This is a genomic window from Ruegeria sp. BHSC223 (assembly GCF_059613025.1).
The window spans coordinates 1-23723 of sequence record NZ_JBXWRR010000016.1; the positions used below are offsets into that span (position 1 = coordinate 1).

Below are 23723 nucleotides of genomic sequence, written 5' to 3' on the forward strand. Positions count from 1 at the left end.
TGGCCATAAGGCAGCAGATCCTCAGACCCGATCCCCAGCTTCGCACCAATCTCCAAGATCGGCAACTTCCGCGCCTCGCGCGCTATCTCAATGTCACTCTTATACGCCATGGGTGCGATCCCCCGCTTGATGTCCTGGTATACCGGCGCACACGCGCCGGGCTGGTGACAGCAGTAACGTCGCATTTGCACCGGCAGGATGTGGATTCCGACATATTCGCGACGCGAAACGTCGCGGCCCGATTTCGCGGGTGACGTTTCGGAAACCTGTGCCGCTTATGGCATCCATGGACGCTGATCGGGGATGAACAGCGTCAGCTCATCGCCCAGCCGCAGAGTACCGGGGCGTTCGACCCAGGCGGTGACGCCGCGCCGGTCCTGTGCCGCGGGCTTGAAGGCAGCGCCATGACCGGGCTTGTCGGCCTCGACTTCGCGTCCCGGCAGGACACAGGGGCGGTTTTCCATGTCGATGGTAAGCGTGGTTCCGTCCCCGTTCTGCAAGCGCGAGGAGGGCGGTACATGGGTGAAATCGGGAATGCCGCTGACCACGATCGAGGCGCCGAGCCAGGCCGGGTCGAGACGGTCCAACCCCATTTCAGTGGCGATGGCAGCCAGTTCCTCGGTCGACAGAATGGTCAGCTGGCGCACATTGCGGATCTCGGTATCGCGGTCATAGAGGTTGCGCACCCGTACACAGGAGGGACGCGTGGCGCCCTCGTGCCGCTCGCCTGTGACCCCGGAAAAGCTCAGCTCCAGCATATCGACTGGTTCTGCCCGCAGCACCCCGCCCGCAGGCACCCAGCCCAGCCATTCGACCCGGCCCACATAACCGCTTTTCTCAAGAACCGGCATTCGTACACTCTCCCATTGGTGACGGCCGCAACCTTAGCCGCCTCTCCGTCAGAGGCCAGCCAAAACAAAAAGGCCCGGGCGCATGCCGGGCCTTTTGATGTTGCTCTGTTCGAAATCAAGCGGTGGGTTCGGGCTCCATCCCGCCTGCCGGTGGCGCCTTGGGCTTGGTCTTGGGAATCGCGGTCACGCTGGCGGCGTTGCCCTGATCCTTGCCCGGATCCTCGTCATCGCTTTCATGCGGAGGTTCGCCGTTCATGACCCGCTTGATCTCGTCGCCGGTCAGGGTCTCGTACTCCAACAGACCCTGGGCCAGACGTTCCCAGTCGTCGCGGCGTTCGGTCAGGATGGCATGGGCCTGATCATAGCCTTGCTGGATGAAGCGTTTGACCTCTTCCTCGATCAGCTCCTTGGTATGGGCCGAGACCGAGAAACCGGCGGTATTGCCGGAATAGCCCTCATGCGCCTCGGCATAGTCGATATTGCCGACCTTGTCGGACATGCCCCAGCGCATCACCATCGCACGGGCCAGTTGGCTGGCCTGCTGGATGTCGCCCGCCGGGCCGTTGGACACGTGATCCTCTCCGTATTTGAGAATCTCGGCAGCCTTGCCCGCCATGGTCATCGCCAGTTTCTGCTGGCATTCGTCACGATGCCAGTTCAGCCGGTCCATTTCCGGCAGGCTGACCACCATGCCCAGCGCGCCGCCGCGCGGGATGATCGTGGCCTTGTAGACCGGGTCGCACATCGGCAAGGCAAGCCCCACCACCGCGTGGCCCGCCTCGTGATAGGCAGTCTTTTCCTTCTGGTCCTGGGTCAGCACCATCGAGCGGCGCTCTGCCCCCATCATGACCTTGTCCTTGGCGTTCTCGAAATCCTCCATGGTCACGAAACGCCGGCCCACGCGGGCGGCCATCAGCGCCGCTTCGTTCACGAGGTTGGCCAGATCGGCGCCCGAGAAGCCGGGCGTGCCGCGCGCGATGATGCGCAAATCGACATCGGGGCCCAGCGGGGTCTTGCGCGCGTGTACGCCCAGGATTTTCTCGCGGCCCTTGATGTCGGGGTTGCCGACGGTGACCTGACGGTCGAACCGGCCCGGACGCAGCAGCGCGGGGTCCAGCACGTCCTTGCGGTTGGTGGCGGCCAGGATGATGACGCCTTCGTTGGCCTCGAACCCGTCCATTTCCACCAGCAGCTGGTTCAGCGTCTGTTCGCGCTCGTCATTGCCGCCGCCATAACCGGCGCCACGATGACGGCCCACGGCGTCGATCTCGTCGATGAAGACGATGCAGGGCGCGTTTTTCTTGGCTTGCTCGAACATGTCGCGCACGCGGCTGGCACCGACACCCACGAACATTTCCACGAAGTCCGAGCCGGAAATGGTGAAGAAGGGCACGCCCGCCTCGCCCGCGATGGCGCGCGCCAACAGCGTCTTACCGGTGCCCGGAGGGCCCACCAGCAGCGCGCCCTTGGGAATCTTGCCGCCAAGACGGCTGAATTTCTGCGGGTTGCGCAGGAATTCGACGATCTCTTCCAGCTCTTCCTTGGCCTCGTCGATACCCGCGACATCGTCAAAGGTGACGCGGCCATGCTTCTCGGTCAGCATCTTGGCCTTGGACTTGCCAAAGCCCATGGCACCACCGCGCCCACCGCCCTGCATCCGGTTCATGAAATAGACCCAGACCCCGATCAGCAGCAGGAACGGCAACAGCGTGATGAGGAAGGACTGGAACCCCGATTGCTGCTGCTTTTCGGCGCGTACCGGGATGTTCTTGTCGATCAAGAGGGTCGTCACCTCGGCATCGCCAGGCTTGATCGTGACGAAATCGCGACCGTCAGTGGTGCGGTAGCGGATCTGCTCACCGTCTAGGATCACCTTTGTCACATTGCCTTCATCGACGGCACTGACAAACTCGGAATAGGTCTTTTCCTGGCTCTGCAAGGTTCCGCCCGACCCGCTGAACAGGTTGAACAGAGCGAGAATCAACAGGAAAAGGACGACCCAGAAGGCGATGTTACGTGCGTTGCCCAAGGACATTCTCCCAATACTTTCCGGCCGCGGAACTCCGAAGCTAGCTTGTTTCTTAAAATAGAGAGGATCGAGCGAGGTTCAATGCGATAAAAGGGACGCGTAGAAGTCTTCTTCGCCGCTTTCCAATTCGGCGGTCCAACCATTGGGCAATCCGGCCAGCGGCGCGGCGATCAGAGTGTCCCCGCTCCAGACCGACGGGCTGGCAATCAGTGCCGCATGGGGGCGCCCGGTCAGGCGCCAGTCCGGACAGAGTTTCAGCCCCGCCGCGCCCAGAGCGCGCAGCTCTCCGTTCTTGACCACCGGGCCGCGCAGCACCCAGCGCCCATCCCACAGTTCGCCCTGCGGGGTGGTGAGGGTTTCGACCGCCTTGTGTTCACGACAAAACCGGATACGGCGCCCCTGCCCCAGGATCAGGCACCCCCCCAACTGGCCCGAACGCTCGTGGCGCAGCGCGGCCAGCGCCTCTGCCACCGCGGCGCGGCGCGGCGGATATTCGCCGCCTCCGATCCAGCCGACGATATGCAACAGCATCCGTCGCGCGATCTCATCGGGCAGGGTTCGAAAACCGCGCGGCTCCAGCAGGACATCGCCGCCGTCGATCCGGGTCAGGTCGCGCGCCGCCAGAAAGGTGTACCAATCCAGTGCCTCGCGCGCGCGGGCCATGTTGGCGGCCACCTCTGCCAGACCCTGCGCGTCGATGCCCAAGGGCGCCAGATCCGCCAGCGCCCGGCGCGCCTTGATGCGGTCATAACGGGCATCCTCGTTCGACGGGTCGTCGGCCCAACCGATGTCTTCGCTAAGCAAAAAGTTGCGCAGCGTGTCGCGGGTGATACCCAACAGGGGCCGCAGCAGCACCACCCCATTCTGCATGCGTCGCGGCGCCATGGCGGCAAGCCCGGATACACCGGCGGACCGGCTCAGCCGCATCAGCAGCGTTTCCGCCTGATCGTCGGCGGTGTGAGCCAGCGCCAGCGTGGTCACACGGTTGCGCAGCGCCCATTCGGTCAGCAGCGTATAGCGGGCGCGGCGGGCCTGGTCCTGAAGATTGCCCTCGCCGGTCCAGCCGGTCCAGCGCAGGGTTTCATGTGACAAGCCCAGGCCAGCGGCCTGGCGGGCGACCAGCGCCGCCTCGGAGGCTGCCTCGGGCCGCAAGCCATGGTCGACTGTCGCGACCAGCAGCGTGACGTCACGACCCGGGAAACAGCGTGCAAGGAGATGCATCAGCGCAACCGAGTCCCCACCCCCGGAAACGGCAACGCCCAGCCGCCGAGGCGGCTGGGCGGAAAACTGCGCCCTGAGATGATCGACGAGGTTCTGGCCGCCAGCCGTCAAGAGCACCCCAGCGAGGACATTTCCCGATTTGCGTCGGCAACGGCAGCCGCCGACGGGAACCGGACAGATACTTCGCCCAGCGTAACGCAGGCCTGGCTAGTCTGTCCCAACCGGCCCAGCGCTGCCCCCAGTTGGAAAAGCGCCTCGGCGGCAAGCGGCCCGGTGCTGTCACCGGTAAAACTGGCCAGATAGGCGCGGGCCGCCTCGCGGGTGTCGCCCGTTCCATCCAGTGCCTTACCGCGTTTCAGATGCGCCTCGGCGGCCAGCGGACTGCCGGGATAGGAGGCCTCGAACTGGGCAAAGAGGTCGGCAGCCTTGGCATAGTCGCCCGCCGCGAGTGCCTCGCTGGCGCTGTCGAATTCGGCCTGTTCGCCCACCGCCAGTTCAGTCTGCGACTGGCTGGGCTGGGGCGAGGCCGCGGGCGTTACCTGCACGTCTCCGCCCAGGGTGGTACCTTGGGACAGTTTCGCGATATCGCAATCCGCCTCCAACTCGCACAGGCGGAACTCCAGATCGCCCACCCGGTTGCTGCCATCGGCAACCACGCGGTCGATTCTAGCATTGAGCTGCTCTGTCAGCCGCGTCAACCGCTGCAATTCTGCCTCAATCGCATCAACCCGCTCAAGAACTGTGCCCCCTGCCACCGAAGGCGAAGGCGAGCCAGTGGTCGAGAATTCGCGCTTGAGCCGCTGCACCTCGACATGCAGAACCGTCAACTCCTGCCTGATGTCGGCGAGCGTTTGCTGATCCTGAGCCGGTGCCTGCCCCGCAAATGCCAGAGAAACGGCAAAAACCGCGCCAGCAACTCTCATCCGCTTACCCCGTCAGATCCGTCGTCAGAACCGTCACCGCACGGCGGTTCTTGGAATAGCAGGCCTCGTCACTGCAAATCTCGATCGGGCGTTCCTTGCCATAGCTGACAGTCTTGAGCCGGCTGCCGGCCACCCCACGCGAGATCAGATACTCGCGCGCAGCATTGGCGCGGCGCGCGCCCAGCGCGAGGTTGTATTCGCGGGTGCCCTGCTCGTCTGCGTGACCCTCGATAGTCGCGTTGTAGTCAGTGTTGGTTAGCAACCACTGTGCCTGCGCCCCGAGGGTCGCCTGCGCCTCGGCGCTGAGCGTTGACTGGTCTACCGAGAACAGAACGCGGTCGCCGATCGCCTGGTTGAAATAGGCCGGCGAGGTGGGATCACTCACCAAGCCACTGCCAGCGCCCGCGCCAGCTCCGTTCAGATCGACAGCATTGCCATCGCCCAGATCCGCGGGATTTGTACAGGCTGTCAGCGCGAGCAACACGCCGATTACTGTTAGCTTGCTCAATACGTTCATTCCAGGTGCCTCACCTAAGATTTTCTTGTCTCTTTGATATCACATCGACTCGTCCATGTGAACGCGCGCCGAAGTGGGGGAATCCGCGGTTTACTTTTGCAACGGCGACCACGAAGGATCGCTGCCGCCATCGGGGGTGCGGACCGGGCGCAGATTGCGGCCCGAGATGTCGACGGAATAGAGCGCGGCGCGCCCGCTGGCGCCCTGCGTCTCGCGGGTGAACATGATGACGCGCCCATTGGGCGACCAGGTCGGCCCCTCGTCCAGGAACGAGGCGGTCAAGAGACGTTCCTCGCTGCCATCGGTGCGCATCACGCCGATATGAAACCGGCCCTTGCTCTGCTTGGTGAATGCGATCAGGTCGCCACGCGGCGACCAGACCGGCGTGCCATAACGGCCCTGACCGAAACTGATCCGGGTCGCCTCGCCGCCCGAGGCGGACATGACATAGAGCTGCGGCGTGCCGGATCGGTCGCTTTCGAACACGATACGGCTGCCATCCGGGGAATAGCTGGGCGCGGTCTCGATCGAGGGGGCGCTCGTCAGCCGGGTGCTTTGCCCTGAGGCGATATTCATCGCATAGAGGTCGGTATTGCCGCCCTGCGCCAGCGAGAACAGCACCGTCTGACCATCGGGCGAAAAGCGCGGCGCAAAGCTCATGGTGCCGTCCTGGCTTTGCAAGACGCGCTGTTGCACCTGGCCGACGTCCAGGATGTGGATGCGCGGAAAGCCACCCTGATAGCTGGTATAAAGCACGCGGTCGCCCGAGGGAGAGAAACGTGGCGCCAGCACGATCGACGAGCTGTCGGTCAGATACTGCACGTTGGCGCCATCGTAATCCATGATCGCCAAACGCTTGCGGCGCTGGTCCTTGGGTCCGCTTTCCGAAACGAAGGCGACGCGACTGTCAAAATAGCCGCCTTCGCCGGTGATCCGGCTATAGACCGCATCGGCCACCTTGTGCGCCATGCGGCGCCAGCCGTCGGTCGTGCCTGCAAATTGCAGGCCGCTGCCCAGTTCGGCCCCGGCGAACACGTCCCACAGGCGGAACCGCACCGTCAGCCGGTTGCCCGACACGCTGACCGCGCCGGTGATCAGTGCCTGCGCGTTGATCGCCTTCCAGTCGGCGAATTGCACCGGCGCGTCGAACGAGGTGACCTGACTGATATAGGCGGTCGACGGGATTTCACGGAACAGACCGCTGCCGGTCAAATCGTCGGCCAGAACGCGCGCGATCTCGGCCGCGTATTCGGCAGCGGCGGGACTGTCGGGCACGAAATTCGGCGCCGCATAGGGCAAGGGTTCGATGATCCCCTCATCGATGGTGATCCTGAGCGGCTGGTTCTGCGCCTGGGCCGCTCCGGCCAGCAGCGCTGCACCCAGAACAAGGCTGGTCAGAAATCTCATCATTTGATCCGCATCCTCTCGGGATTGAATGTCATTTCGATATCACGCCAGTGATCATATTTTTCACTGGGAAGTTTATAGCCCTTGGCCCCGCAACGGATGATAGCACGGCGCGCGGCCTCGTAGGCCTGTTTCGCGGCCCCCGACGATCCGCCAGAGCTTTCGATCATGCGGATCGAGCCGGTATCGGGCGTGCCGTCGGCATTCATCCGTACCGAAACCACCACTGTCGTCCTCAGCGCCTCGCTGGAAAGCGAGCCCACGTTCCAGCATTGCGACACCGCCACGCGCAGTGCGTCCTTCTCGCCGCTGGTCAACGGCGGGCCGGTGGGAGCTGGTGCGGCGGCCGGTTCCTCGGTCGCGGCCAGCGCTTCGGCTAGGGCATCGTTCACCGCGCTGCGGGTCTCGGCGGCCTGGCTGGCAGGTGCCGGATTCGCCTCGGGTTTTGCTGCGGGTTTTGCCTCGGGTGTGGCCGCGGGCTTGGTCTCGGCTGTCTGCGTGGGCTGCTGCGGGCGCGTCTTCGGGCGGGGCGAGCGCGACGGCGCCACCTCGGCCGTCGGATCGGCCTCGGGTTCAATCCGGTCGGTCGCCTCCTCGGGTGCGGTGGCGGGCTGCTCGGGCTGCGGCGTCTCGGCCCCTTGCTCGGCACTCACGGGCGGGGTTTCGACTGGATCCGGGCGCGCATCGGGCGGCGGTGCTGCCACCGGTTCCGGGGCGACGCGCTCAACCGGGCGCGGTTTGGGGCGCTTTCCCGGCGGTTCCGGCAACAGCACCGTTTCAGGCTCTGGCCGTTCCAGGCTGGGCACCTCGCTGGGCACCTGCGGTTCCGGAGTGGGCTCGACCGGTTGCGGCGCAGGTTCGGGCTCGGGTTCGGGCCGGGCCACCGGCTGCGGCTCGGGGCGCACCGGTTCCGGCTCGGGCTCGGGCGCTGGTTCCACCGGCGCCGGCTGTTCGATGGGCGCGGTAGGCTGTTCCGGTTCGACGGGCTGAGGATTGATCTCGGGCGCCTCGCGCGGCGCGCTCAGCGCCGCGAACTCCTCGGCCGAAATGACCGAAACCTCCTGCACCTCGAAAGGCAAAGGATCCGAGCGGAAGGCACCGCCCAGAAAGGCCCATGCAACCAACGTGACATGGGCGAGCGCGGAAATCTTGGTGCCGGTCTGCAAACCGCTGCCTCACTCTCCGCCACTGTCGAGCCGTGGTCCGCCGGTATCGGTGACCAACCCGACATTGGAAAATCCGCCCGCGTTCAGCGCCCCCATCACCTGCATCACCTGGGCATAGGGAATGCCGCCATCAGCGCGCAGATAGACGCGGTCGCTGCTGCGTTCGGCGGCAATGGCGCGCAGGCGCGCGACCAGTTCGTCACGCGGCACGGCGGTTGTCTGGATCTGCACCTCACCCTCTGCCGTGATGGTCACGGTCAGCGGTTCCTCGTCATCCGAGGGCAGCGCGCCGGCGGCGGTCTTGGGCAGTTCGACCGGCACGCCAACCGTCATCAACGGCGCCGCCACCATGAAGATGATGAGCAGCACCAGCATCACGTCCACAAACGGGGTGACGTTGATCTCGGACATCGGCCGGGCGCGTCCGCGACGGCGCCCGCGCCGACGCCCGCCTGACCCGCCTTCGGATTGCTGAACCGCGGCCCCCATGGCTCAGCTGTCCAGCTGACGCGAGAGGATGGTGGCGAACTCGTCGGCAAACGCCTCGTAGCCCGCAACGATCCGGTCGCTGTCGGCGCTGAGCTTGTTGTAGAAAATGACCGCCGGGATCGCGGCCAAGAGGCCCAGACCGGTGGCCAGCAGCGCCTCGGCGATGCCCGGCGCCACAACGGCCAGGTTGGTGTTCTGCTGCTCGGCAATCTCGATGAAGGCGGTCATGATGCCCCAGACGGTGCCGAAAAGACCCACGAAGGGTGCGGTCGACCCGACCGTCGCCAGCACCGGCAGGCCGCGTTGCAGCCCCTCGGCCTCCTTGGCGATGGCCACGTCCATCGACCGGTCAATGCGCGCCTGCGCCCCGGCGATCAGGCCGCCGTCGTTGCGATGCGAGCGACGCCATTCGATCATGCCGGCGGCGAAAATCTTCTCGGAACTGCCCTCCGGGTCCGTCCCGATCTGTTCAAACAACTCGTCCAGCGGCTCGCCCGACCAGAAAGACCGATCAAACCGGTCCGCCTCGCGCCGGGTCGCGCGATACAGGATGTGTTTCTGAATGATAATGGCCCAGGCCCAGAACGATGCCAGAAGCAGCAACAGCATGACCAGTTTGACCGTCAGCGTCGCGCGGGCAAAAAGCCCCCACATCGAGAAATCGATTTCCTGCGCCAATGCCAGGGCTTCTGTTTCCATGAACCTGCTCTTTATTGCCCTATGACCGGTTTTCCGGCCTTGTTTCGCACGACGCTATAGCAGATTCCCGGCGATTTCCAACAGAACAGCAGAGGCGCCGAAAATTGTTACAGCAATGCGCGAATCTCCGCCGGGAGACGCACCGGCCGTCCCTCGCCGTTCATGCAGACGGCGGTGACGGTGGCCCGAAAGATCTCGGTCTCGCCGCGCCGGACGCTCTGCGCCATGGTCAATCGCACCCCTGACAGCGCGACCACCTCGGTCAGCACCGTCAAGTCGTCCTCGAACCGCGCGGGCGCCAGGTATTCGGCCTCGATCTTGCGCACCACCCAGACCAGCCCGGCCTCGCGCATCGCGTTCTGGTCGTTGCCCAGGTTGCGCACCCAGTCCGAGCGCGCCCGCTCGATGTACCGCAAATAGTTGGCATGATAGACGATGCCGCCCATGTCGGTGTCTTCGTAATAGACCCGAACGGGAAAGACATGCGTCATTGCGGGAGCTCCATGCGGGCAAAAAGTCTGAGCGCATGAGAGGCGTCCCGCGCCGCCCCCGGCAGGATCGGATCATAGGCCGCACGGATCAACCCGGCAATCTCGGGCCGCAGAATCGTTGCGTCACCCGCCAGCCCAAGCGGCGATTGTTCGCGGAAAGCGGCCTCGGACCACAACAGCATGACTTGCACCACCTGGGCCAGCGCCAGCGTCTGGGCGGGCTGTGCCGCCATCTGCGCATCCATCCGCAAAAAGACGAATGCCGCGCGGATCGCCCCTCCTTCGTCAAAGCGAAAGGCGCGATACTGGTTCGCACCTGCTGCCGTCAGCCGTTCGACCAGCGGCGCCAGATCCGGAATCAGCCTGTCGAGGTCTGGGACTGCCAGAAGTTCCTCCCAGTCACGAAAGAAGAAAACCATGCAGTTGGCCCCCAGTTCGGGATCTGTCTCGGCCATCTTGTGACCCGCCAGCGCCATCACCGCCTCGAACGCGCCCTTTACCACCGACAGCGTTTCATCCTCGACCCCGAACACGATCGGCACCACAGGTCGCCCCCAGCGGGCGAACTGAAAGCTGCCGTCGTCGCGGGTGAACATGGCTTCGATTGTCTCAGGTGTCAGCATGGTGGACCGGCTCCGCAAAAAGGCGCCCCGTTTCTTGTCGAAACGCGGGCCAAGGTCCACCCCCGCCATTGCAAGATCGCAACCCGCGCCCCTTCACTTTGCCCAAAATACTCCGGGGGAGCCTACAAAATTCGGCGAATTTTGTAGGTGGGGGCAGCGCCCCCTTGCACATCCCCATCCCTAGCCGAACAGGTCGCTCTGCCCCGGCGGGCGCGGCGCGTCCAGGCCCAGATGCGTCCAGGCCTTCTGCGCCAGCATGCGCCCGCGCGGGGTGCGCTGGATCAATCCCTGCTGCAAAAGATAGGGCTCGATCACCTCTTCCAGCGAGTCCCGGCTCTCGCTCAAAGCCGCCGACAGGGTCTCGATCCCCACCGGCCCGCCGCCGTAGTTTTCGGCGATGAGCCGCAGATAACGGCGGTCGGCGCCATCAAGGCCCAACTGGTCGACCCCCAGCCGGGTCAGCGCGTGATCAGCCAGTTCGCGGGTGATGCGGCCGTCGCCCTCGACCACGGCAAAATCGACCACCCGGCGCAGCAGGCGCCCGGCAATTCGCGGGGTGCCGCGGGCACGCCGCGCGATTTCGCGCGCACCGGCCTCGTCGGCAGGGGCGCCCAGCTTGCGCGCATTGCGGCTGACGATTTCGAACAACTCGTCAACGGTGTAGAACAGCAGCCGGGTCGGTATGCCGAACCGGTCGCGCAGCGGCGTGGTCAACAGACCCATCCGCGTGGTCGCCCCGACCAGCGTAAAGGGCTGCAACTCGATCCGCACGGTCCGCGCGGCGGGCCCGTCTCCGATCACAAGGTCCAGCTCGAAATCCTCCATCGCCGGATAGAGCACCTCTTCGACCGCCGGATTCAGCCGGTGGATCTCGTCGATGAACAGCACATCGCGCGCCTCGAGATTGGTCAGGATCGCCGCCAGATCCCCCGCCTTGGCCAGAACCGGCCCCGAGGTCATCCGGAAATTCACCCCCAGCTCGCGCGCCATGATCTGCGCCAGCGTGGTCTTGCCCAGGCCGGGCGGGCCGTGGAACAGCGTGTGATCCATCGCTTCACCCCGCTGGCGGGCCGATTGCACGAAGATGCGCAGATTGGCCCGCGCCTCGGCCTGACCGATGAATTCGTCCAGCGCCTGCGGACGCAGGGCGCGGTCATTGTCCTCGGGCAACGGGTCTGGCCGCAGGGTCGGATCGGCGTCGGTCATCTGTCATCTCCCGCAAGGACGCCCGCCAGGGCGGATCGAGCGCACCTCATGTCTTGGGCGCGAGCAGGCGCAGCGCCGCGCGGATCAGCTCTGCCTCTCCCGCCTCGGGCGCTTCGGCGGCGGCCTGTGCCACGGCGGCGGCAGCGTCCGAGGGGCCATAACCCAGATTCGAGAGTGCCGACAGGGCACCTGCGGTCGCGGCACCGGCGCCGCTGGGCGGCGCGGTCTTGCGCGGCGCCGGCGCGGTGGGTTCGATCACCTCGACCACCTCTGCCGCGCCCTCCATTGCCTGGGCCACCGTGCCGCCCATCGCCATAACCCCCGGCGCCTTGTCCTTGAGGTCGAGCACGATGCGTTGCGCAGTTTTCGGCCCCACGCCCTTGGCCGACTTGACCGAGGCCCAGTCGCCCAGCGCAATCGCCCGGCTGACCCCGTCCGGCCCCAATGCGCCCAGAATGGCAAGCGACACCTTGGCCCCGACCCCCTGGACCGAACACAACAGCCGGTGCCATTCCTTCTCGGCCAGCGACATGAAGCCATAAAGCTGCATCAGATCCTCGCGCACCACCATATCGGTGTACAGCGCCACCGCCTCGCCCACACCCGGCAGCGCCGCCAGCGTCCGATCCGAGCAATAGACGATATAGCCGACCCCGCGCACGTCGATCAGTACATGGTCGGTCGCGCGATAATCGAGCCGCCCTGTCAGCTTGCCGATCATGCCCGCACCTCTCTCTGGCTCAGCGCCTTCGCGCCTCCGTAATAGGCGTGGCAGATGGCGATGGCCAGCGCATCCGCCGCATCCGCCCCCTTGGGAAGGCAGCCGGGCAATTGCAGCTTGACCATGTGAATGACCTGTTCCTTTTCTGCGTGGCCGACACCCACCACCGTCTTCTTGACCCGGTTCGGAGCGTATTCGCCAACAGGCAAGCCGGCCTGCGCCAGCGTCAGCAGCGCCACACCGCGGGCCTGACCCAGTTTCAGCGTGCCCGCCCCGTCCTTGTTGACGAAAGTCTGTTCGATCGCCGCCTGATCAGGCCGGTGCGCGGCGATCACCTCGACGATCTGATTGTACAGCGACAACAACCGCTCGCCCAGATCGTCGCCATCGGAATGACACAACCCGTTCGCCACATGCGACAGCCGACTGCCCCGCGACTCGATCACGCCCCAGCCCAGCGTTCTCAAGCCTGGATCAATGCCAAGTATACGCATGTGTCCGCCCTGCCCGCCCGTTGTTGTAACTTTTTTCACGAATTAGCACGAAAGGGGAACATTTTCCAAGCGCTTTACGCTCACGCATGATTCCGACGCCTCGGATCCCGTTTTCGACTTCCTGCACAAAACCGACATGCTGCGACGCAGAAAGCGACAGGTTTTCACAGTCGATTTACCCAATATTTCATAAGGGTTTCGACGAATTTGACCTATGCAATCAGCGCATGCCCAACATGCAATTTGCGCGCTTGCTTTGTCGATTTTCGGCGACTAGATGCCCGGCTGAAACAACAACCACTACTCACAACCCTATAGAGGACGCACGGATATGGCCGCACTGGACACCACCCGCTTCGCTCAAGGCTCCTTCGGCCTCGTTGGCCGTTTCGCTGCTCTTGGCACCACCATCGCAAACGCGTTTGCCGCCTGGAACGACGCCCGCGCAACCCGCAATGCGCTGACCGCGCTGAGCGACCGCGAGCTGGAAGATATCGGCCTGAGCCGCGCCGACATCGACACCGTCGCCGCAGGCAAGACCGTTTACTAAGTTCATCCCGCTCCCTCGGGACAACAGCAAACGCCGCATGCAAGAAATAGCATGCGGCGTTTTTTCTTCGCCGAGGGAAAATCAGCGCAGAATGGGCCCGATCTGTTCGGCAAGGAACAGGCTTGCCGGATCGACCTGCATCACCCAGGCTCCGGCTTGTTCGACCGGCGTGCCCTCAGCCAAGCTCGACAGGCGGGCGTCATAGCTGTCAGGGCCGAGACTGGCCAACAAAAATGCCTTGAAAGCGAGGATCGCCAAGCACAGTAGAAGCAGCGCCCGAAACGGCATTTGCACGCTCGCGCGGCGGGGCTTCAATTCGATCAGCCCATCTTTGCGCATGCGAGCGGTATAGCCGCGCGACAGAGCCTCGTGCTTCTTATTCAATCGACGAATGCGTTGGTCGAAGTCGACATTATTATCGACCATGGCAACCTCCATACACCGGCCCCCACCAGCGTTGGAACTATGCTACGGTCGAAATTGGGCGAAACCAAGGCGGATGTATAAAATGCCTGTAAAACTGGCCTAAATTGCGTCGATTTTGCGAAGCAGCAGCGTAGTCCAGTCACCAATCACCCCGCGATCGACAAGATTGGTTCCAGCCTGCGCATAAACCGCGATCACATCATCGGCCTGTTCGTTGAGAATACCGGACAGAATCGCATAGCCGCCGGGTCGCAGATGCGATGCGACGTCGGGGGCTAACGCCACCAGAGGTCCTTTCAGGATATTGGCGAAGATCAAATCATAGGGCGCCTGTGCTGTCAGATCGGGATGGTCAAAGCCCGCTGCCTCCAGACAGGTGACCGCGCCCTCCATGCCGTTGGCTTTCAGGTTGGCTTCGGCCACCTCAACCGCGACCGCGTCGATATCCGATGCCAGAAAATCGCCCTGCCAGACCCGCGCCGCCGCCATCGCCAGCACCGCGGTGCCGCAGCCGATATCGGCCACCTTGGCGGCAGTGAACCCCTGCTCGATCAGCCCGTCCAGCGCGCGCAGACAGCCCAGTGTGGTGCCGTGGTGGCCGGTGCCAAAAGCCATCGACGCCTCGATCAGCAGCGGGATGCGATCCGCTGGCACCTTGTCGGCATCGTGGCTGCCATAGACAAAGAAGCGCCCCGCCTCGACCGGCGACAACTCGCGCCGGACATGAGCGACCCAATCGGTTTCGGGCAGTTCCGACACCACGAAGGGCTGGGCGCCATGCACCGCCGCCAACAGCGCCAGCGCGGTATCGTCGGGGGTCTCGGTGAAATAGCCGCCGACCTCCCACAGGCCCGAGCCGTCCTCCAGCTCGAACACGCCGATACCGGTGGGTTCGGGGGTCAGGCTCTCCATCGCCTCGCCCAGCGCCTCGGCCTGGGATTTGCCGGTCAGGGTGGTCAGCGCGGTAAAGGTGGGCATCAGCGTCTCCTGTATCTGTCAGGATGCGCGTAGGGCTGTGGCGGCGCGAGGTCAAGCCGTGGCAGGTGACGGCGGCCCAGGCCAACGACGAACCGCCAGCCCCAGAACGCGGCCCCCAGCCCCACCACCAGACTGCACAGTGCCTGCGCATAGATCACGCCGGTTGCCCCATAAACCCCCGCAAGCCAGAGCGCAGCGGGCAGCGTCAGCGCCCCGTCGCGCAGCCAGTTGGTCAGCGTCGCCCGCCGCGCCTTGCCCAGCGCGTTGAAGGCGGCGTTCGAGACAAAGAGCAGCGCGGCAAAGACAAATCCGCCCGCGCCCACATGGGTAAAGGCGCGCAGCACCTCGAGCGCGGGGCCTTGCAGGTCGAACACCGAGCCGATACCGGGGGCAGCAAGGCTCAGCACCGCCCACATCACCAGCGTATAGCCAAGGCCGAACAGCACCGCGTCTCGATAGGTGCTGCGCAGGCGGGCGTGCTCTCCGGCGCCGAAGTTCTGGCCGAAGATCCCGCCGATGGCCCCCGCCAACGAGAAGATGCCGCCAAAGGCCACCACCGTCAGCCGCCCCACAACGGCCCAACCCGCCATCGCCTGATCGCCGAACTGCGCCATGACCGAGGTCAGGATGTAATTGCCGACCGGGGCGGCCAGCTGGGTCAGGATGGCGGGCACCGCGATCACCATGAACGGGCGCCAGGTTGCCAGCAGGTCGCGTCGCCGGGGCCGGGCCAGCAGATCATGCGGCCCGGTCGCGAAATGCAGCGCCATGGCCAGCATGACGAACCGCGACAGCACCACGCCCAACGCGGCCCCGTCCAACCCCATGCCAAGGCCATAGATCAGGAAAGGGTCGATCACCATCGCGACCCCGCCCGAGGTCAGGGTGACCGACATCGAGCGCACCCCGTCGCCCTCGGCCCTGAGCGCGCCATTGGCAACCATACCCGCCGCCATTACCCCCAGCGAGGGCACCGACAGCGCCAGATAGCGCGCCGCCAGTTCCGCCGTTTCGCCACTGGCGCCCGATAGCTGAACGATCTGATGACGGAAAACAAAGATGACGAGGCCGACAAGGCTCTGGATGGCAAAGGCCAGCAGCATCGCCGCCGTGGCATGCCGCCGTGCCAGCCCGCGCCGCCCCTGCCCGATCCCGCGAGAAATGAGCGCCACCGCGCCGATCATCAGCCCGATACCGACGCTGACCGACAGGAACTGGATGGCAAAGGAAAAGCCGATCGCCGCCATCAGGCGCGGATCCCCCAGCCGGGAAATCCAGTAGAGATTGGCCGCATCGACCAGAAAGACAAAGGTGATCCCCATCGCGCCGGTCAGGGTCATGCGGATCACATGCCCCATGGTCGAGCCGCTCAGGAACCGCCCGCGCCGCTCCATCCAGCTATTCCGCCGGGGCGGCGGGCATGTATTTCGACAGCACCGTCTCGTTGCCCGGTTCGGGGTGACGCGGGATGAGCAGCGACAGGCCAAGCGAGATCAGCGCCATGCAGGCCGCCAGCCCGAACACCGCCGCAGGAGACACCACCCAGAGCAGACCCAGCAAAACCGGCAGGAACACCGCCGCGATATGATTGATGGTAAAGGCAACGGCAGCGGTCGGCGCGATATCGGCCGGGTCGGCGATCTTCTGGAAATAGGTCTTCAGCGCCAGCGCCAAGGCGAACAGGATATGGTCGATCACGTAAAGGATCGCCGCCAGCATTACGCCCCAGCCGAACCAGTAGATGCCACCATAGGCGGCAAAGACCATCGCCAGGCCGGCATACTCGAATATCAATGTGCGCCGTTCCCCGAACCGGGCCACCGCCCGTCCCAAAAGCGGTGCGACCCCCATATTGATCACCAGGTTGATCAGATAGAGACCGGTCAACTCGTGCACGTCGAACCCGAACTTCTCGACCATCATGAAGCCTGCGAAGACCACAAAGATCTGCCGCCTTGCGCCCGCCATGAATTGCAGCGCGTAGTAAAGCCAGTAGCGCCGGCGCAGGATCAGTTTCTTGGTCTGCGGCGTCGGCGCATCGAACTGCGGATAGGCCAGCAGGCAAAAGAGGGCGATCACCACGGTCAACCCGCCCGCCGCCATGAACACCGTGTTATAGCTCAGCTCGAACCGGTCCCAGGTCAGCACGATCAGACCATAGATCACCAGGGTCGAGGCCGACCCGGTGGCCACCAGCCAGCCCAGCATCTGCGGCGCGCGGTCCTTTGACAGCCATTGCAGTTGCAGCGACTGATTCACCGTCTCGTAATAGTGAAACCCGATCGAGCTGAAGAGAGTGACCATCAAGAGGCCGCCCAAGCTGGGAAACCAGGCGGTGACCGCCGTGGCCACCCCGAGCAACATCAGCGAGATCAACCCCAGCACCTGCTCGCGCATCACCAGGATCACCGCGATCACGCCGACCGCCAGAAAACCGGGTATCTCGCGCACCGTGTGCAGCAGACCTATATCGGCACCGTCGAAATTCGCCACCTCGATGACAAAGTTGTTGAGCAGCGCGCTCCACGCGTTGAAGGCGATGGGCATGGCAATGGCCATCGCGAACAACAGCGTGACGGGACGGCGCCAGAACGGCAGGCCGGTGGCCTGAGACAGGGGAACAGGTCGGAACATGGCAAATGCCTTACGCCCATTCCCTCGCCTTGGCGAGAGCAAAGCCCGCACTGCACAATCGCTCTGCATCAGCGCGCAGCCCGGTCCGGCGTCGCCGCATGACCTAAATCAAATCACATATCGGAATGTGTCGCTATAACGGCGCAACTTTTGCAGCCCGGAGAGCGTCATGGATCTTGTAAGCCTTGTCGAACGCATCGGCGAAGCCCCCACCGCCGCCCTGTTCGGGTTGATCACCGGCATCACCTTTGGTGTCGCGGCACAGCGGTCGCGATTCTGCCTGCGCGCGGCCACGGTCGAATTTGCCCGTGGCCGGATGGAGGACAAGGTGGCGGTCTGGCTGCTGACCTTTTCCACGGCGCTGGTCTGGGTGCAGGCGGCGCAGTTGATGGGGCTGATGAACGGTGCCGATGCCCGTATGATGGCGGTGCCCGGCAGCTGGTCGGGGGCGATCATCGGCGGGCTGATGTTCGGCGCGGGCATGGTTCTGGCGCGCGGATGTTCCGGGCGCTTGCTGGTGCTGGCGGCCACCGGCAACCTGCGCTCGGTGGTATCCGGGCTGATCTTTGCAGTTGTCGCACAGATGAGCCTTTCGGGCCTCTTGTCACCGCTGCGCGACAAGCTGGCGGCGCTGTGGATTACCGAAGGCGGACGCAACATGAACCTGCTTACCACCTTTGGCCTGCCGGAATACGGCGGGTTGGTGCTGGGCCTGATCTGCGCCGTTTTCGCGCTGGTGCTGGCGCGGCGCCACCGGATCGGCGCGGCGCGGCTGGTCTTTGCCTCGGGCGTGGGCTTTGCCGTCGCGCTGGGCTGGGTGCTGACCTATGCGCTGAGTCAGGTGGCCTTTGAGCCGGTGCAGATCGAAAGCGCCACCTTTACCGGGCCCTCGGCGCATACGCTCATGTTCTTTCTCGACCGCAACGCGGTTCTGGAATTCGACGTCGGACTGGTACCGGGCGTGTTCATCGGCGCGATGATCGCCGCGGCGCTGGCGGGCGAGATGAAGATCCAGGCCTTTGACGGACCGGTCACCATGCGCAAGGCAATGATCGGCGCGGCGCTGATGGGGTTCGGCGGCATGCTGGCGGGCGGCTGCGCCATCGGTGCGGGCGTGACCGGCGGCTCGATCTTTGTCGGCACCGCCTGGGCGGCGCTGTTCTTCATGTGGGTGGGGGCCATGGCCACCGATTTCCTGATCGACCAGCGCACCGCAAGCGCCCGGGCCGCCTGATCACGAAAACGCGAGGCTAGGGATTATTTGCGGCGCGGTGGCGTCCTTTATTCTGCCGGTTGCATGAGGCACCGGTTGAGTGAGATCAGAAGGACACCCGACATGACCCTGAAACCCAGCCTTGCCCTGGCCGCCCTGTCGCTGGCCATTGCCACATCCGCCCTGGCGGGCGCCGCGATCCAGACCGGCGACACCGCCAAGGGCGCGGTGCTGACCGATAGAAATGGCCTGTCGCTTTATACCTTTGACAAGGACACACCCGCCGTGTCGACCTGCTATGACGATTGCGCGGCGAAATGGCCGCCGCTCGAGGCCGCCAATACCGCCCGCCCACAGGGCGCGTTCGGGATCGTGCTGCGCGCCGACGGCTCGCGCCAGTGGACCCACAAGGGCATGCCGCTCTACACTTGGGTCAAGGACAGCAAGGCCGGTGACATCACTGGTGACGGGGTCAAGGGCGTCTGGCACCTGGCACGTCCCTGACGGCGGAGCGGTTGAATGGCGGTCCTCGACCAGATCGAAGCCCTGATCCCCGACTTGCGCCGCTATGCCTATGCGCTGATGCGGGACCGCGAGGCGGGCGACGACCTGGTTCAGGATTGCCTGGAACGGGCGGTGGCAGGCCTTGCTGGCCGCCGCCCCGACGGCTCCCTCCGGGCCTGGCTGTTTCGCATCCTGATCAATCGCCATCGCGACCTGCGCCGCCGCGCGGCGCGCGCGGGCCATCTGGTGGCGGTCGAGGATCTGGTGGTGGAACCGGCCCATCCCGCAGGCCAAGACAGCCATATGGCGCTGCGCGAAACCGAGGCCGCGATTGCCCGCCTGCCCGAGGATCAGCGCCGCGCGCTCTTGCTCGTGGCGCTGGAAGGGGCCAGTTTCGACGAGGCAGCGGCGGCGCTCGACATCCCCAAGGGCACGCTGATGTCGCGGCTGGCGCGCGCGCGGACCAATCTGAGAACCATGACCGGGCGCGGGGAGCCCTCCGCCGGCCCGGCCCAAAGGGGTAAAGGCGTATGACCCAGGACCCGCTGAACGACGAAGAGCTGATCGCCTATTTCGAGGATGCGCTGCCGGTGGACGAACGCGCCGCGCTGGAGGCGCGGCTGGCGCAGGATCCGCGCGCGCAGGCGCTGCTGGAGGACTGGGCGCGGCAGAATGCCAAGATCCGCGCGCTTTATGGCGAGTCCGATGCCGAACCGGTGCCCGCGCGGCTGCGCGAGGCCCTGCGCCCGCCCCCGGCGCCGCGCCCGCCGCTGTTGCGGCAGGCGCTGGCGGCCATGGCCCTGTTGGCGCTGGGTCTGGTTGGAGGCTGGGCCGGGCACGCCCGACTGGGCGACCCCTCACCCGCTCCGGCCCTGGCCGCTGCGGCGCTGACCGCGCATAACACCTATGTGGTCGAGGTTGTGCATCCGGTCGAGGTGCCCGCCAGCCAGCGCGACCATATGGACAGCTGGATGTCCAAGCGCATCGGCGCGCCGGTCAGCCCGCCGGACCTGTCGGCCTCGGGCTTTGCCCTGATGGGCGGGCGCATCCTGCCCGCGGGCGAGCGCGCCGCCGGGCTTTACATGTATGAAAATGCCCAAGGGCAGCGGATCACTCTCTATGTGGCGCAACAAGAGGCAGGCGACAGCGCCTTTCGCTTTGGTGGAGACCGGCAGACCGAAAGCCTGCACTGGGCCGAGGGCGGGCTGGGATTTGTCCTGACCGGCGCCCTGCCCCGTGACGCTCTGCGCCAGATGGCCACCAGCGCCTATGAGCAGCTGCTGTAGCAGCGGAGAGGCTGGTCAGGGGGCGCTGCCCCCTCGGCCTTCGGCCTCACCCCCGGAGTATTGCCGACCAGAAAGAAGCCGGACCGGGCTGCTGCTTCTTTCTGGTTCAAAATACTCCGGAGCGCGAGGCGGAGCCTCGCAAAAAACTCAAAGAAAGCTCTGCGGGTCGATATCGACGGTGAGGCGCAGGTCGCCCTTAAGCCGCAGCGGCGCGATCCAGCGGGCGATGGCCTCTTGCAGCGGTGCGCCCTTGGGCGCCTTGACCAGGAGCCGCACCCGGTGACGGCCCCGGATGCGGGCGATGGGCGCGGGCGCGGGGCCGAAGACCTGCGCCCCGATCTGGCGCAGGGGCGCGTCGTTGCGCGCCATGGCGGTCCCCAGATCGAAGACCGGTCCGGGCTCGGGGCCCGACAGGATAATCCCGGCCATCCTCCCATAGGGTGGCACTCCGGCGGCTTGACGCTCTGCCGCCTCGGCCCGCCAGAACCGTTCCTCGTCGCCGGCAAGAATGGCGCGGATCACCGGGTGTTCCGGCTGATAGGTCTGCAACAGCGCCTGTCCCGGCTTCTCGGCCCGCCCCGCCCGGCCCGCCACCTGCCGCATCAGCTGAAAGGTGCGCTCGGCGGCGCGCAGGTCCGAGCCCTGCAAACCGAGATCCGCATCGATCACCCCCACCAGCGTCAGCAAGGGAAAATTGTGCCCCTTGGCCACGAGTTGAGTGCCGATGACGATGTCCGCCTCGCCTGCCGCGATCGCCTCGATCCGCTGTTTCAACGCGCGGGCGGTGCCGAACATGTCCGAACTGAGCACCGCCAGCCGCGCCTCGGGAAAGCTGGCGGCGGCCTCTTCGGCCAGCCGCTCGATGCCAGGTCCCACCGGGGCGAGCCGCCCTTCGGCGGCGCAATGGGGGCAGGTGTCGGGGATCGGTTTGGTCTCGCCGCATTGATGGCACATCAGCCGTTTCAGGAACCGGTGTTCGACCATGCGCGCATCGCAATGGTCACAGCCGATCTGTTGCCCGCAGGCCCGGCAGAGCGTGACCGGGGCATAGCCGCGCCGGTTGAGGAAAAGCAGCGATTGTTCGCCTTTGCCCAATCGGTCAATCACCGCGCGACGCAAGCTGGGCGAAATCCAACTGGAAGGCTGCATCGTCTCGGCCCGCATGTCGATGGCCTGCATCTGCGGCAGCACCGCCGCACCGAAACGCGAAGTCAGCTCCAGCCGCTCGTATTTACCCGCATCCGCATTGGCCCAGCTTTCCAGCGAGGGCGTGGCACTGGCAAGCACCACCCGCGCGCCGCAGATCGCCGCCCGCAGCACCGCCATGTCACGCGCATTATAGAGGACGCCATCCTCCTGCTTGTAAGAGGTGTCGTGTTCCTCATCGACGATGATCAGGCCAAGATCCCGAAACGGCAGGAACAGCGCCGAGCGCGCGCCCACAACCAGTTGTGCCTCGCCCTGCCCCACCATGCGCCAGACGCGGCGGCGTTCGGTCATTGTGGCACCCGAATGCCATTCGGCGGGCCGCGCGCCGAACCGCGCCTCGACCCGGGTCAGGAACTCGGCCGTGAGCGCAATCTCCGGCAGCAGCACCAGCGCCTGTCGCCCCATGCGCAGCGCCTCGGCCACCGCCTCCAGATAGACCTCGGTCTTGCCGGCACCGGTCACCCCCTTGAGCAGCGTGGTGCCGTAGCGCCCGCTGCGCAGCCCGGCCCGCAGGCTGTCGGCGGCGCGGGACTGATCCTCGGTCAGCGCCTTGCCGGGCAGGTCGGGATCGAGATGCGGATAAGGCAGATCGCGCGGGCTGTCCTCTTCCCGCACGGCCCCCTGTTTGACCAGCCCCTTGACCACCGACGCGGTCACCCCCGCCATTTCGGCCAGTTCCTTGAGGGTGAAGGCGAGCCCACCATAGTCGCGCAACACCTCAAGAACACGGGCGCGCGCATCGGTCATGCGGTCGGGGTCCCCCGCGCCCAGCCGATAGATCTTGCGCATAGAAGGCGGGTCACCCAGACCCGGCGCGCGGGTGGCCAGGCGCAGCATCGCGGGCATCGGGGTCAGCGTATAATCGGCGGTCCGGCCCAGAAAGGCGCGCATTTCCTCGCGCATTGGCGCCACGTCGAGCACCCTTAGCACCGAGCGTACCTTGGACCGGTCAAAGTCACCCCTCCCCGGTCCCCAGACCACGCCCAGCACCTTGCGCGGGCCCAACGGCACCTCGACAAAGGCACCTGAAAAGCAGCCCCCTTCGGGCGCCTTGTAGTCGAGCGTCCGGTCGAGCGGCTGCGTGGTCAGGACCGAGACAAGCGCCCCCTCTTCGAAAAACCCGCCGCTGTCCAAGCCGCCCGTGTCCAAGCTGATGGCTCCCGTCAAACCTCATGTGCCGGCACAGCCCGGCATTCGGGGTTTGCGCCGCCTGTCTCATGAGGTAAAGGCAAGCCAGACCGAGGCCAACCCATCAAAGGACTGCCCCATGAAATTCTTCGTTGATACCGCCGAGATCGACGCCATCGCCGAGTTGAACGACCTGGGCATGGTGGACGGCGTCACCACCAACCCCTCGCTGATCAAGAAATCGGGCCGCGACATCATCGAGGTCACCCGTGAGATCTGCGCCATGGTCGACGGGCCAGTGTCCGCCGAGGTGACCGCCACCGATGCCGAGACCATGATCGCCGAAGGCCGCAAGCTGGTCGAGATCGCCGGCAATATCGCGGTCAAGGTGCCGCTGACCTGGGACGGGCTGAAGGCCTGCAAGGTGCTGTCGGACGATGGTCACATGGTGAACGTGACGCTGTGCTTCTCGGCCAACCAGGCGCTTCTGGCGGCCAAGGCGGGCGCGACCTTCATCTCGCCCTTCATCGGTCGGCTCGACGATATCAACCTGGATGGCATGGACCTGATCCAGGACATCCGCACCATCTATGACAACTACGGGTTCGAAACGCAGATCCTGGCGGCCTCGATCCGCTCTGTGAACCATATCCTCGACAGCGCGCGGATCGGCGCCGACGTGATCACCGCCCCGCCTGCGGTGATCAAGGCGATGGTGAACCACCCGCTGACCGACAAGGGGCTCGATGCGTTCCTGTCCGATATCAAGGCCGCCGGGATCAAGATCCTCTGAGGCATCGCCCTCGCGGCGCGCTCACGCACCGCGAACAACCGGGGAAAAGCCCAAGAAAATTCGACGAATTTTCTTGGGCGCCCCGCACCGGCAGCGTTCTTGCCCAAACCGTGTCGCAGCACATCCGGTGGTAGAATTCCGCCCGAGTGTTGATTTTTCGGCAGA

The 23723-nt window shown here is 65.2% G+C and carries 25 protein-coding genes; 6 read left to right on the top strand and 19 right to left on the bottom strand.

What is annotated here, in order from left to right:
* Positions 1–275: 275 nt before the first annotated feature.
* The 14 genes from AC2FNY_RS17620 to ruvC all read right to left on the bottom strand — a co-directional run bounded on the left by AC2FNY_RS17620 (position 276) and on the right by ruvC (position 12837).
* A complete protein-coding gene (locus AC2FNY_RS17620) occupies positions 276–851 on the bottom strand; it encodes an MOSC domain-containing protein (protein WP_234143007.1) in 576 nt (191 codons plus the stop codon).
* Positions 852–966: 115 nt separating this feature from the next.
* On the bottom strand, positions 967–2880 hold the full coding sequence (ftsH, locus tag AC2FNY_RS17625) for an ATP-dependent zinc metalloprotease FtsH (RefSeq protein WP_234139749.1): 1914 nt from the start codon (positions 2878–2880) through the stop codon (positions 967–969).
* Positions 2881–2958: 78 nt separating this feature from the next.
* Positions 2959–4218, bottom strand: a complete 1260-nt coding sequence (tilS, locus tag AC2FNY_RS17630; protein ID WP_496803254.1) for a tRNA lysidine(34) synthetase TilS — start codon at positions 4216–4218, stop codon at positions 2959–2961.
* Positions 4209–5024, bottom strand: coding sequence for a tol-pal system protein YbgF (ybgF, locus tag AC2FNY_RS17635; RefSeq protein ID WP_234139751.1), 816 nt, complete (start codon positions 5022–5024; stop codon positions 4209–4211). Before ybgF ends, tilS begins: the two co-directional genes overlap by 10 nt.
* 4 nt (positions 5025–5028) lie before the next feature.
* Positions 5029–5541 carry a peptidoglycan-associated lipoprotein Pal gene (gene pal, locus AC2FNY_RS17640; RefSeq protein ID WP_234139752.1) on the bottom strand — a complete coding sequence of 171 codons (513 nt, stop codon included), beginning with the start codon at positions 5539–5541 and terminating at the stop codon, positions 5029–5031.
* 90 nt (positions 5542–5631) lie between these two features.
* Positions 5632–6951 carry a Tol-Pal system beta propeller repeat protein TolB gene (gene tolB / locus AC2FNY_RS17645; RefSeq protein WP_234165887.1) on the bottom strand — a complete coding sequence of 440 codons (1320 nt, stop codon included), beginning with the start codon at positions 6949–6951 and terminating at the stop codon, positions 5632–5634.
* Entirely contained in the window at positions 6948–8114 is a 1167-nt protein-coding gene (gene tolA, locus AC2FNY_RS17650; protein ID WP_496803255.1) for a cell envelope integrity protein TolA, read from the bottom strand. Before tolA ends, tolB begins: the two co-directional genes overlap by 4 nt.
* Before the next feature lie 9 nt (positions 8115–8123).
* Entirely contained in the window at positions 8124–8603 is a 480-nt protein-coding gene (gene tolR / locus AC2FNY_RS17655) for a protein TolR (protein ID WP_234139755.1), read from the bottom strand.
* Between the two features lie 3 nt (positions 8604–8606).
* Positions 8607–9302: a protein TolQ gene (gene tolQ, locus AC2FNY_RS17660; protein ID WP_234139756.1), complete on the bottom strand. Its 696-nt coding sequence runs from the start codon at positions 9300–9302 to the stop codon at positions 8607–8609.
* 107 nt (positions 9303–9409) lie between these two features.
* Entirely contained in the window at positions 9410–9793 is a 384-nt protein-coding gene (gene ybgC, locus AC2FNY_RS17665) for a tol-pal system-associated acyl-CoA thioesterase (protein WP_234139757.1), read from the bottom strand.
* Positions 9790–10416, bottom strand: a complete 627-nt coding sequence (locus tag AC2FNY_RS17670; protein ID WP_496803256.1) for a hypothetical protein — start codon at positions 10414–10416, stop codon at positions 9790–9792. Before AC2FNY_RS17670 ends, ybgC begins: the two co-directional genes overlap by 4 nt.
* A gap of 180 nt (positions 10417–10596) precedes the next feature.
* A complete protein-coding gene (ruvB, locus tag AC2FNY_RS17675; protein ID WP_234139759.1) occupies positions 10597–11622 on the bottom strand; it encodes a Holliday junction branch migration DNA helicase RuvB in 1026 nt (341 codons plus the stop codon).
* A gap of 46 nt (positions 11623–11668) precedes the next feature.
* A complete protein-coding gene (gene ruvA, locus AC2FNY_RS17680) occupies positions 11669–12343 on the bottom strand; it encodes a Holliday junction branch migration protein RuvA (protein ID WP_234165884.1) in 675 nt (224 codons plus the stop codon).
* The gene (gene ruvC, locus AC2FNY_RS17685; RefSeq protein WP_496803257.1) at positions 12340–12837 is read right to left on the bottom strand and encodes a crossover junction endodeoxyribonuclease RuvC; all 498 of its coding nucleotides are present in this window, start codon (positions 12835–12837) and stop codon (positions 12340–12342) included. Before ruvC ends, ruvA begins: the two co-directional genes overlap by 4 nt.
* Positions 12838–13168: 331 nt before the next feature.
* Here ruvC and AC2FNY_RS17690 point away from each other — a divergent pair, with 331 nt between their 5' ends.
* On the top strand, positions 13169–13387 hold the full coding sequence (locus tag AC2FNY_RS17690) for a DUF1127 domain-containing protein (RefSeq protein ID WP_234139762.1): 219 nt from the start codon (positions 13169–13171) through the stop codon (positions 13385–13387).
* Between the two features lie 81 nt (positions 13388–13468).
* Here AC2FNY_RS17690 and AC2FNY_RS17695 read toward each other — a convergent pair whose 3' ends face one another.
* From AC2FNY_RS17695 to AC2FNY_RS17710, 4 genes are all read right to left on the bottom strand, one after another.
* Entirely contained in the window at positions 13469–13813 is a 345-nt protein-coding gene (locus AC2FNY_RS17695) for a hypothetical protein (RefSeq protein WP_234162670.1), read from the bottom strand.
* Positions 13814–13912: 99 nt separating this feature from the next.
* On the bottom strand, positions 13913–14791 hold the full coding sequence (locus AC2FNY_RS17700; RefSeq protein ID WP_234139764.1) for a 50S ribosomal protein L11 methyltransferase: 879 nt from the start codon (positions 14789–14791) through the stop codon (positions 13913–13915).
* Positions 14791–16185: an MATE family efflux transporter gene (locus tag AC2FNY_RS17705; protein WP_496803258.1), complete on the bottom strand. Its 1395-nt coding sequence runs from the start codon at positions 16183–16185 to the stop codon at positions 14791–14793. The genes AC2FNY_RS17700 and AC2FNY_RS17705 overlap by 1 nt, the downstream gene beginning before the upstream one ends.
* A 4-nt stretch (positions 16186–16189) precedes the next feature.
* Positions 16190–17425 (bottom strand): MFS transporter, encoded by a 1236-nt coding sequence (locus tag AC2FNY_RS17710; protein ID WP_234165882.1) that lies wholly within the window; start codon positions 17423–17425, stop codon positions 16190–16192.
* 169 nt (positions 17426–17594) lie between these two features.
* Between AC2FNY_RS17710 and AC2FNY_RS17715 the strand changes: the two genes are divergently transcribed.
* The 4 genes from AC2FNY_RS17715 (at position 17595) to AC2FNY_RS17730 (ending at position 20428) form a co-directional block, all read left to right on the top strand.
* A complete protein-coding gene (locus tag AC2FNY_RS17715) occupies positions 17595–18659 on the top strand; it encodes a YeeE/YedE family protein (protein ID WP_234220548.1) in 1065 nt (354 codons plus the stop codon).
* 102 nt (positions 18660–18761) lie between these two features.
* Positions 18762–19142, top strand: a complete 381-nt coding sequence (locus tag AC2FNY_RS17720; protein ID WP_496803259.1) for a COG4315 family predicted lipoprotein — start codon at positions 18762–18764, stop codon at positions 19140–19142.
* A 15-nt stretch (positions 19143–19157) separates the two neighbouring features.
* Positions 19158–19676 (top strand): sigma-70 family RNA polymerase sigma factor, encoded by a 519-nt coding sequence (locus AC2FNY_RS17725; RefSeq protein ID WP_496803260.1) that lies wholly within the window; start codon positions 19158–19160, stop codon positions 19674–19676.
* Complete coding sequence (locus AC2FNY_RS17730; RefSeq protein ID WP_496803261.1) at positions 19673–20428, top strand: anti-sigma factor family protein; 756 nt, start codon at positions 19673–19675, stop codon at positions 20426–20428. Before AC2FNY_RS17725 ends, AC2FNY_RS17730 begins: the two co-directional genes overlap by 4 nt.
* A 147-nt stretch (positions 20429–20575) precedes the next feature.
* Here the strand turns inward: AC2FNY_RS17730 and AC2FNY_RS17735 are convergent, their stop codons facing one another.
* Positions 20576–22786, bottom strand: a complete 2211-nt coding sequence (locus tag AC2FNY_RS17735; RefSeq protein WP_496803262.1) for a primosomal protein N' — start codon at positions 22784–22786, stop codon at positions 20576–20578.
* A gap of 118 nt (positions 22787–22904) precedes the next feature.
* Between AC2FNY_RS17735 and fsa the strand changes: the two genes are divergently transcribed.
* A complete protein-coding gene (fsa, locus tag AC2FNY_RS17740; protein WP_234139771.1) occupies positions 22905–23558 on the top strand; it encodes a fructose-6-phosphate aldolase in 654 nt (217 codons plus the stop codon).
* The last annotated feature ends 165 nt before the right edge of the window (positions 23559–23723 follow it).

What these genes read in the sequence shown, in the direction of transcription:
- AC2FNY_RS17700 (WP_234139764.1), bottom strand. Translation starts at nt 14,791, where the DNA reads ATGCCCACCTTTACCGCGCTGACCACCCTGACCGGCAAATCCCAGGCC.
- tolR (WP_234139755.1), bottom strand. Translation starts at nt 8,603, where the DNA reads ATGGGGGCCGCGGTTCAGCAATCCGAAGGCGGGTCAGGCGGGCGTCGG.
- ybgF (WP_234139751.1), bottom strand. Translation starts at nt 5,024, where the DNA reads ATGAGAGTTGCTGGCGCGGTTTTTGCCGTTTCTCTGGCATTTGCGGGG.
- ruvA (WP_234165884.1), bottom strand. Translation starts at nt 12,343, where the DNA reads ATGATCGGCAAGCTGACAGGGCGGCTCGATTATCGCGCGACCGACCAT.
- AC2FNY_RS17715 (WP_234220548.1), top strand. Translation starts at nt 17,595, where the DNA reads ATGGATCTTGTAAGCCTTGTCGAACGCATCGGCGAAGCCCCCACCGCC.
- tolB (WP_234165887.1), bottom strand. Translation starts at nt 6,951, where the DNA reads ATGATGAGATTTCTGACCAGCCTTGTTCTGGGTGCAGCGCTGCTGGCC.
- AC2FNY_RS17720 (WP_496803259.1), top strand. Translation starts at nt 18,762, where the DNA reads ATGACCCTGAAACCCAGCCTTGCCCTGGCCGCCCTGTCGCTGGCCATT.
- pal (WP_234139752.1), bottom strand. Translation starts at nt 5,541, where the DNA reads ATGAACGTATTGAGCAAGCTAACAGTAATCGGCGTGTTGCTCGCGCTG.
- AC2FNY_RS17670 (WP_496803256.1), bottom strand. Translation starts at nt 10,416, where the DNA reads ATGCTGACACCTGAGACAATCGAAGCCATGTTCACCCGCGACGACGGC.
- AC2FNY_RS17725 (WP_496803260.1), top strand. Translation starts at nt 19,158, where the DNA reads ATGGCGGTCCTCGACCAGATCGAAGCCCTGATCCCCGACTTGCGCCGC.
- AC2FNY_RS17705 (WP_496803258.1), bottom strand. Translation starts at nt 16,185, where the DNA reads ATGGAGCGGCGCGGGCGGTTCCTGAGCGGCTCGACCATGGGGCATGTG.
- AC2FNY_RS17690 (WP_234139762.1), top strand. Translation starts at nt 13,169, where the DNA reads ATGGCCGCACTGGACACCACCCGCTTCGCTCAAGGCTCCTTCGGCCTC.
- AC2FNY_RS17710 (WP_234165882.1), bottom strand. Translation starts at nt 17,425, where the DNA reads ATGTTCCGACCTGTTCCCCTGTCTCAGGCCACCGGCCTGCCGTTCTGG.
- ruvC (WP_496803257.1), bottom strand. Translation starts at nt 12,837, where the DNA reads ATGCGTATACTTGGCATTGATCCAGGCTTGAGAACGCTGGGCTGGGGC.
- AC2FNY_RS17620 (WP_234143007.1), bottom strand. Translation starts at nt 851, where the DNA reads ATGCCGGTTCTTGAGAAAAGCGGTTATGTGGGCCGGGTCGAATGGCTG.
- AC2FNY_RS17695 (WP_234162670.1), bottom strand. Translation starts at nt 13,813, where the DNA reads ATGGTCGATAATAATGTCGACTTCGACCAACGCATTCGTCGATTGAAT.
- fsa (WP_234139771.1), top strand. Translation starts at nt 22,905, where the DNA reads ATGAAATTCTTCGTTGATACCGCCGAGATCGACGCCATCGCCGAGTTG.
- tolQ (WP_234139756.1), bottom strand. Translation starts at nt 9,302, where the DNA reads ATGGAAACAGAAGCCCTGGCATTGGCGCAGGAAATCGATTTCTCGATG.
- AC2FNY_RS17730 (WP_496803261.1), top strand. Translation starts at nt 19,673, where the DNA reads ATGACCCAGGACCCGCTGAACGACGAAGAGCTGATCGCCTATTTCGAG.
- ruvB (WP_234139759.1), bottom strand. Translation starts at nt 11,622, where the DNA reads ATGACCGACGCCGATCCGACCCTGCGGCCAGACCCGTTGCCCGAGGAC.
- ybgC (WP_234139757.1), bottom strand. Translation starts at nt 9,793, where the DNA reads ATGACGCATGTCTTTCCCGTTCGGGTCTATTACGAAGACACCGACATG.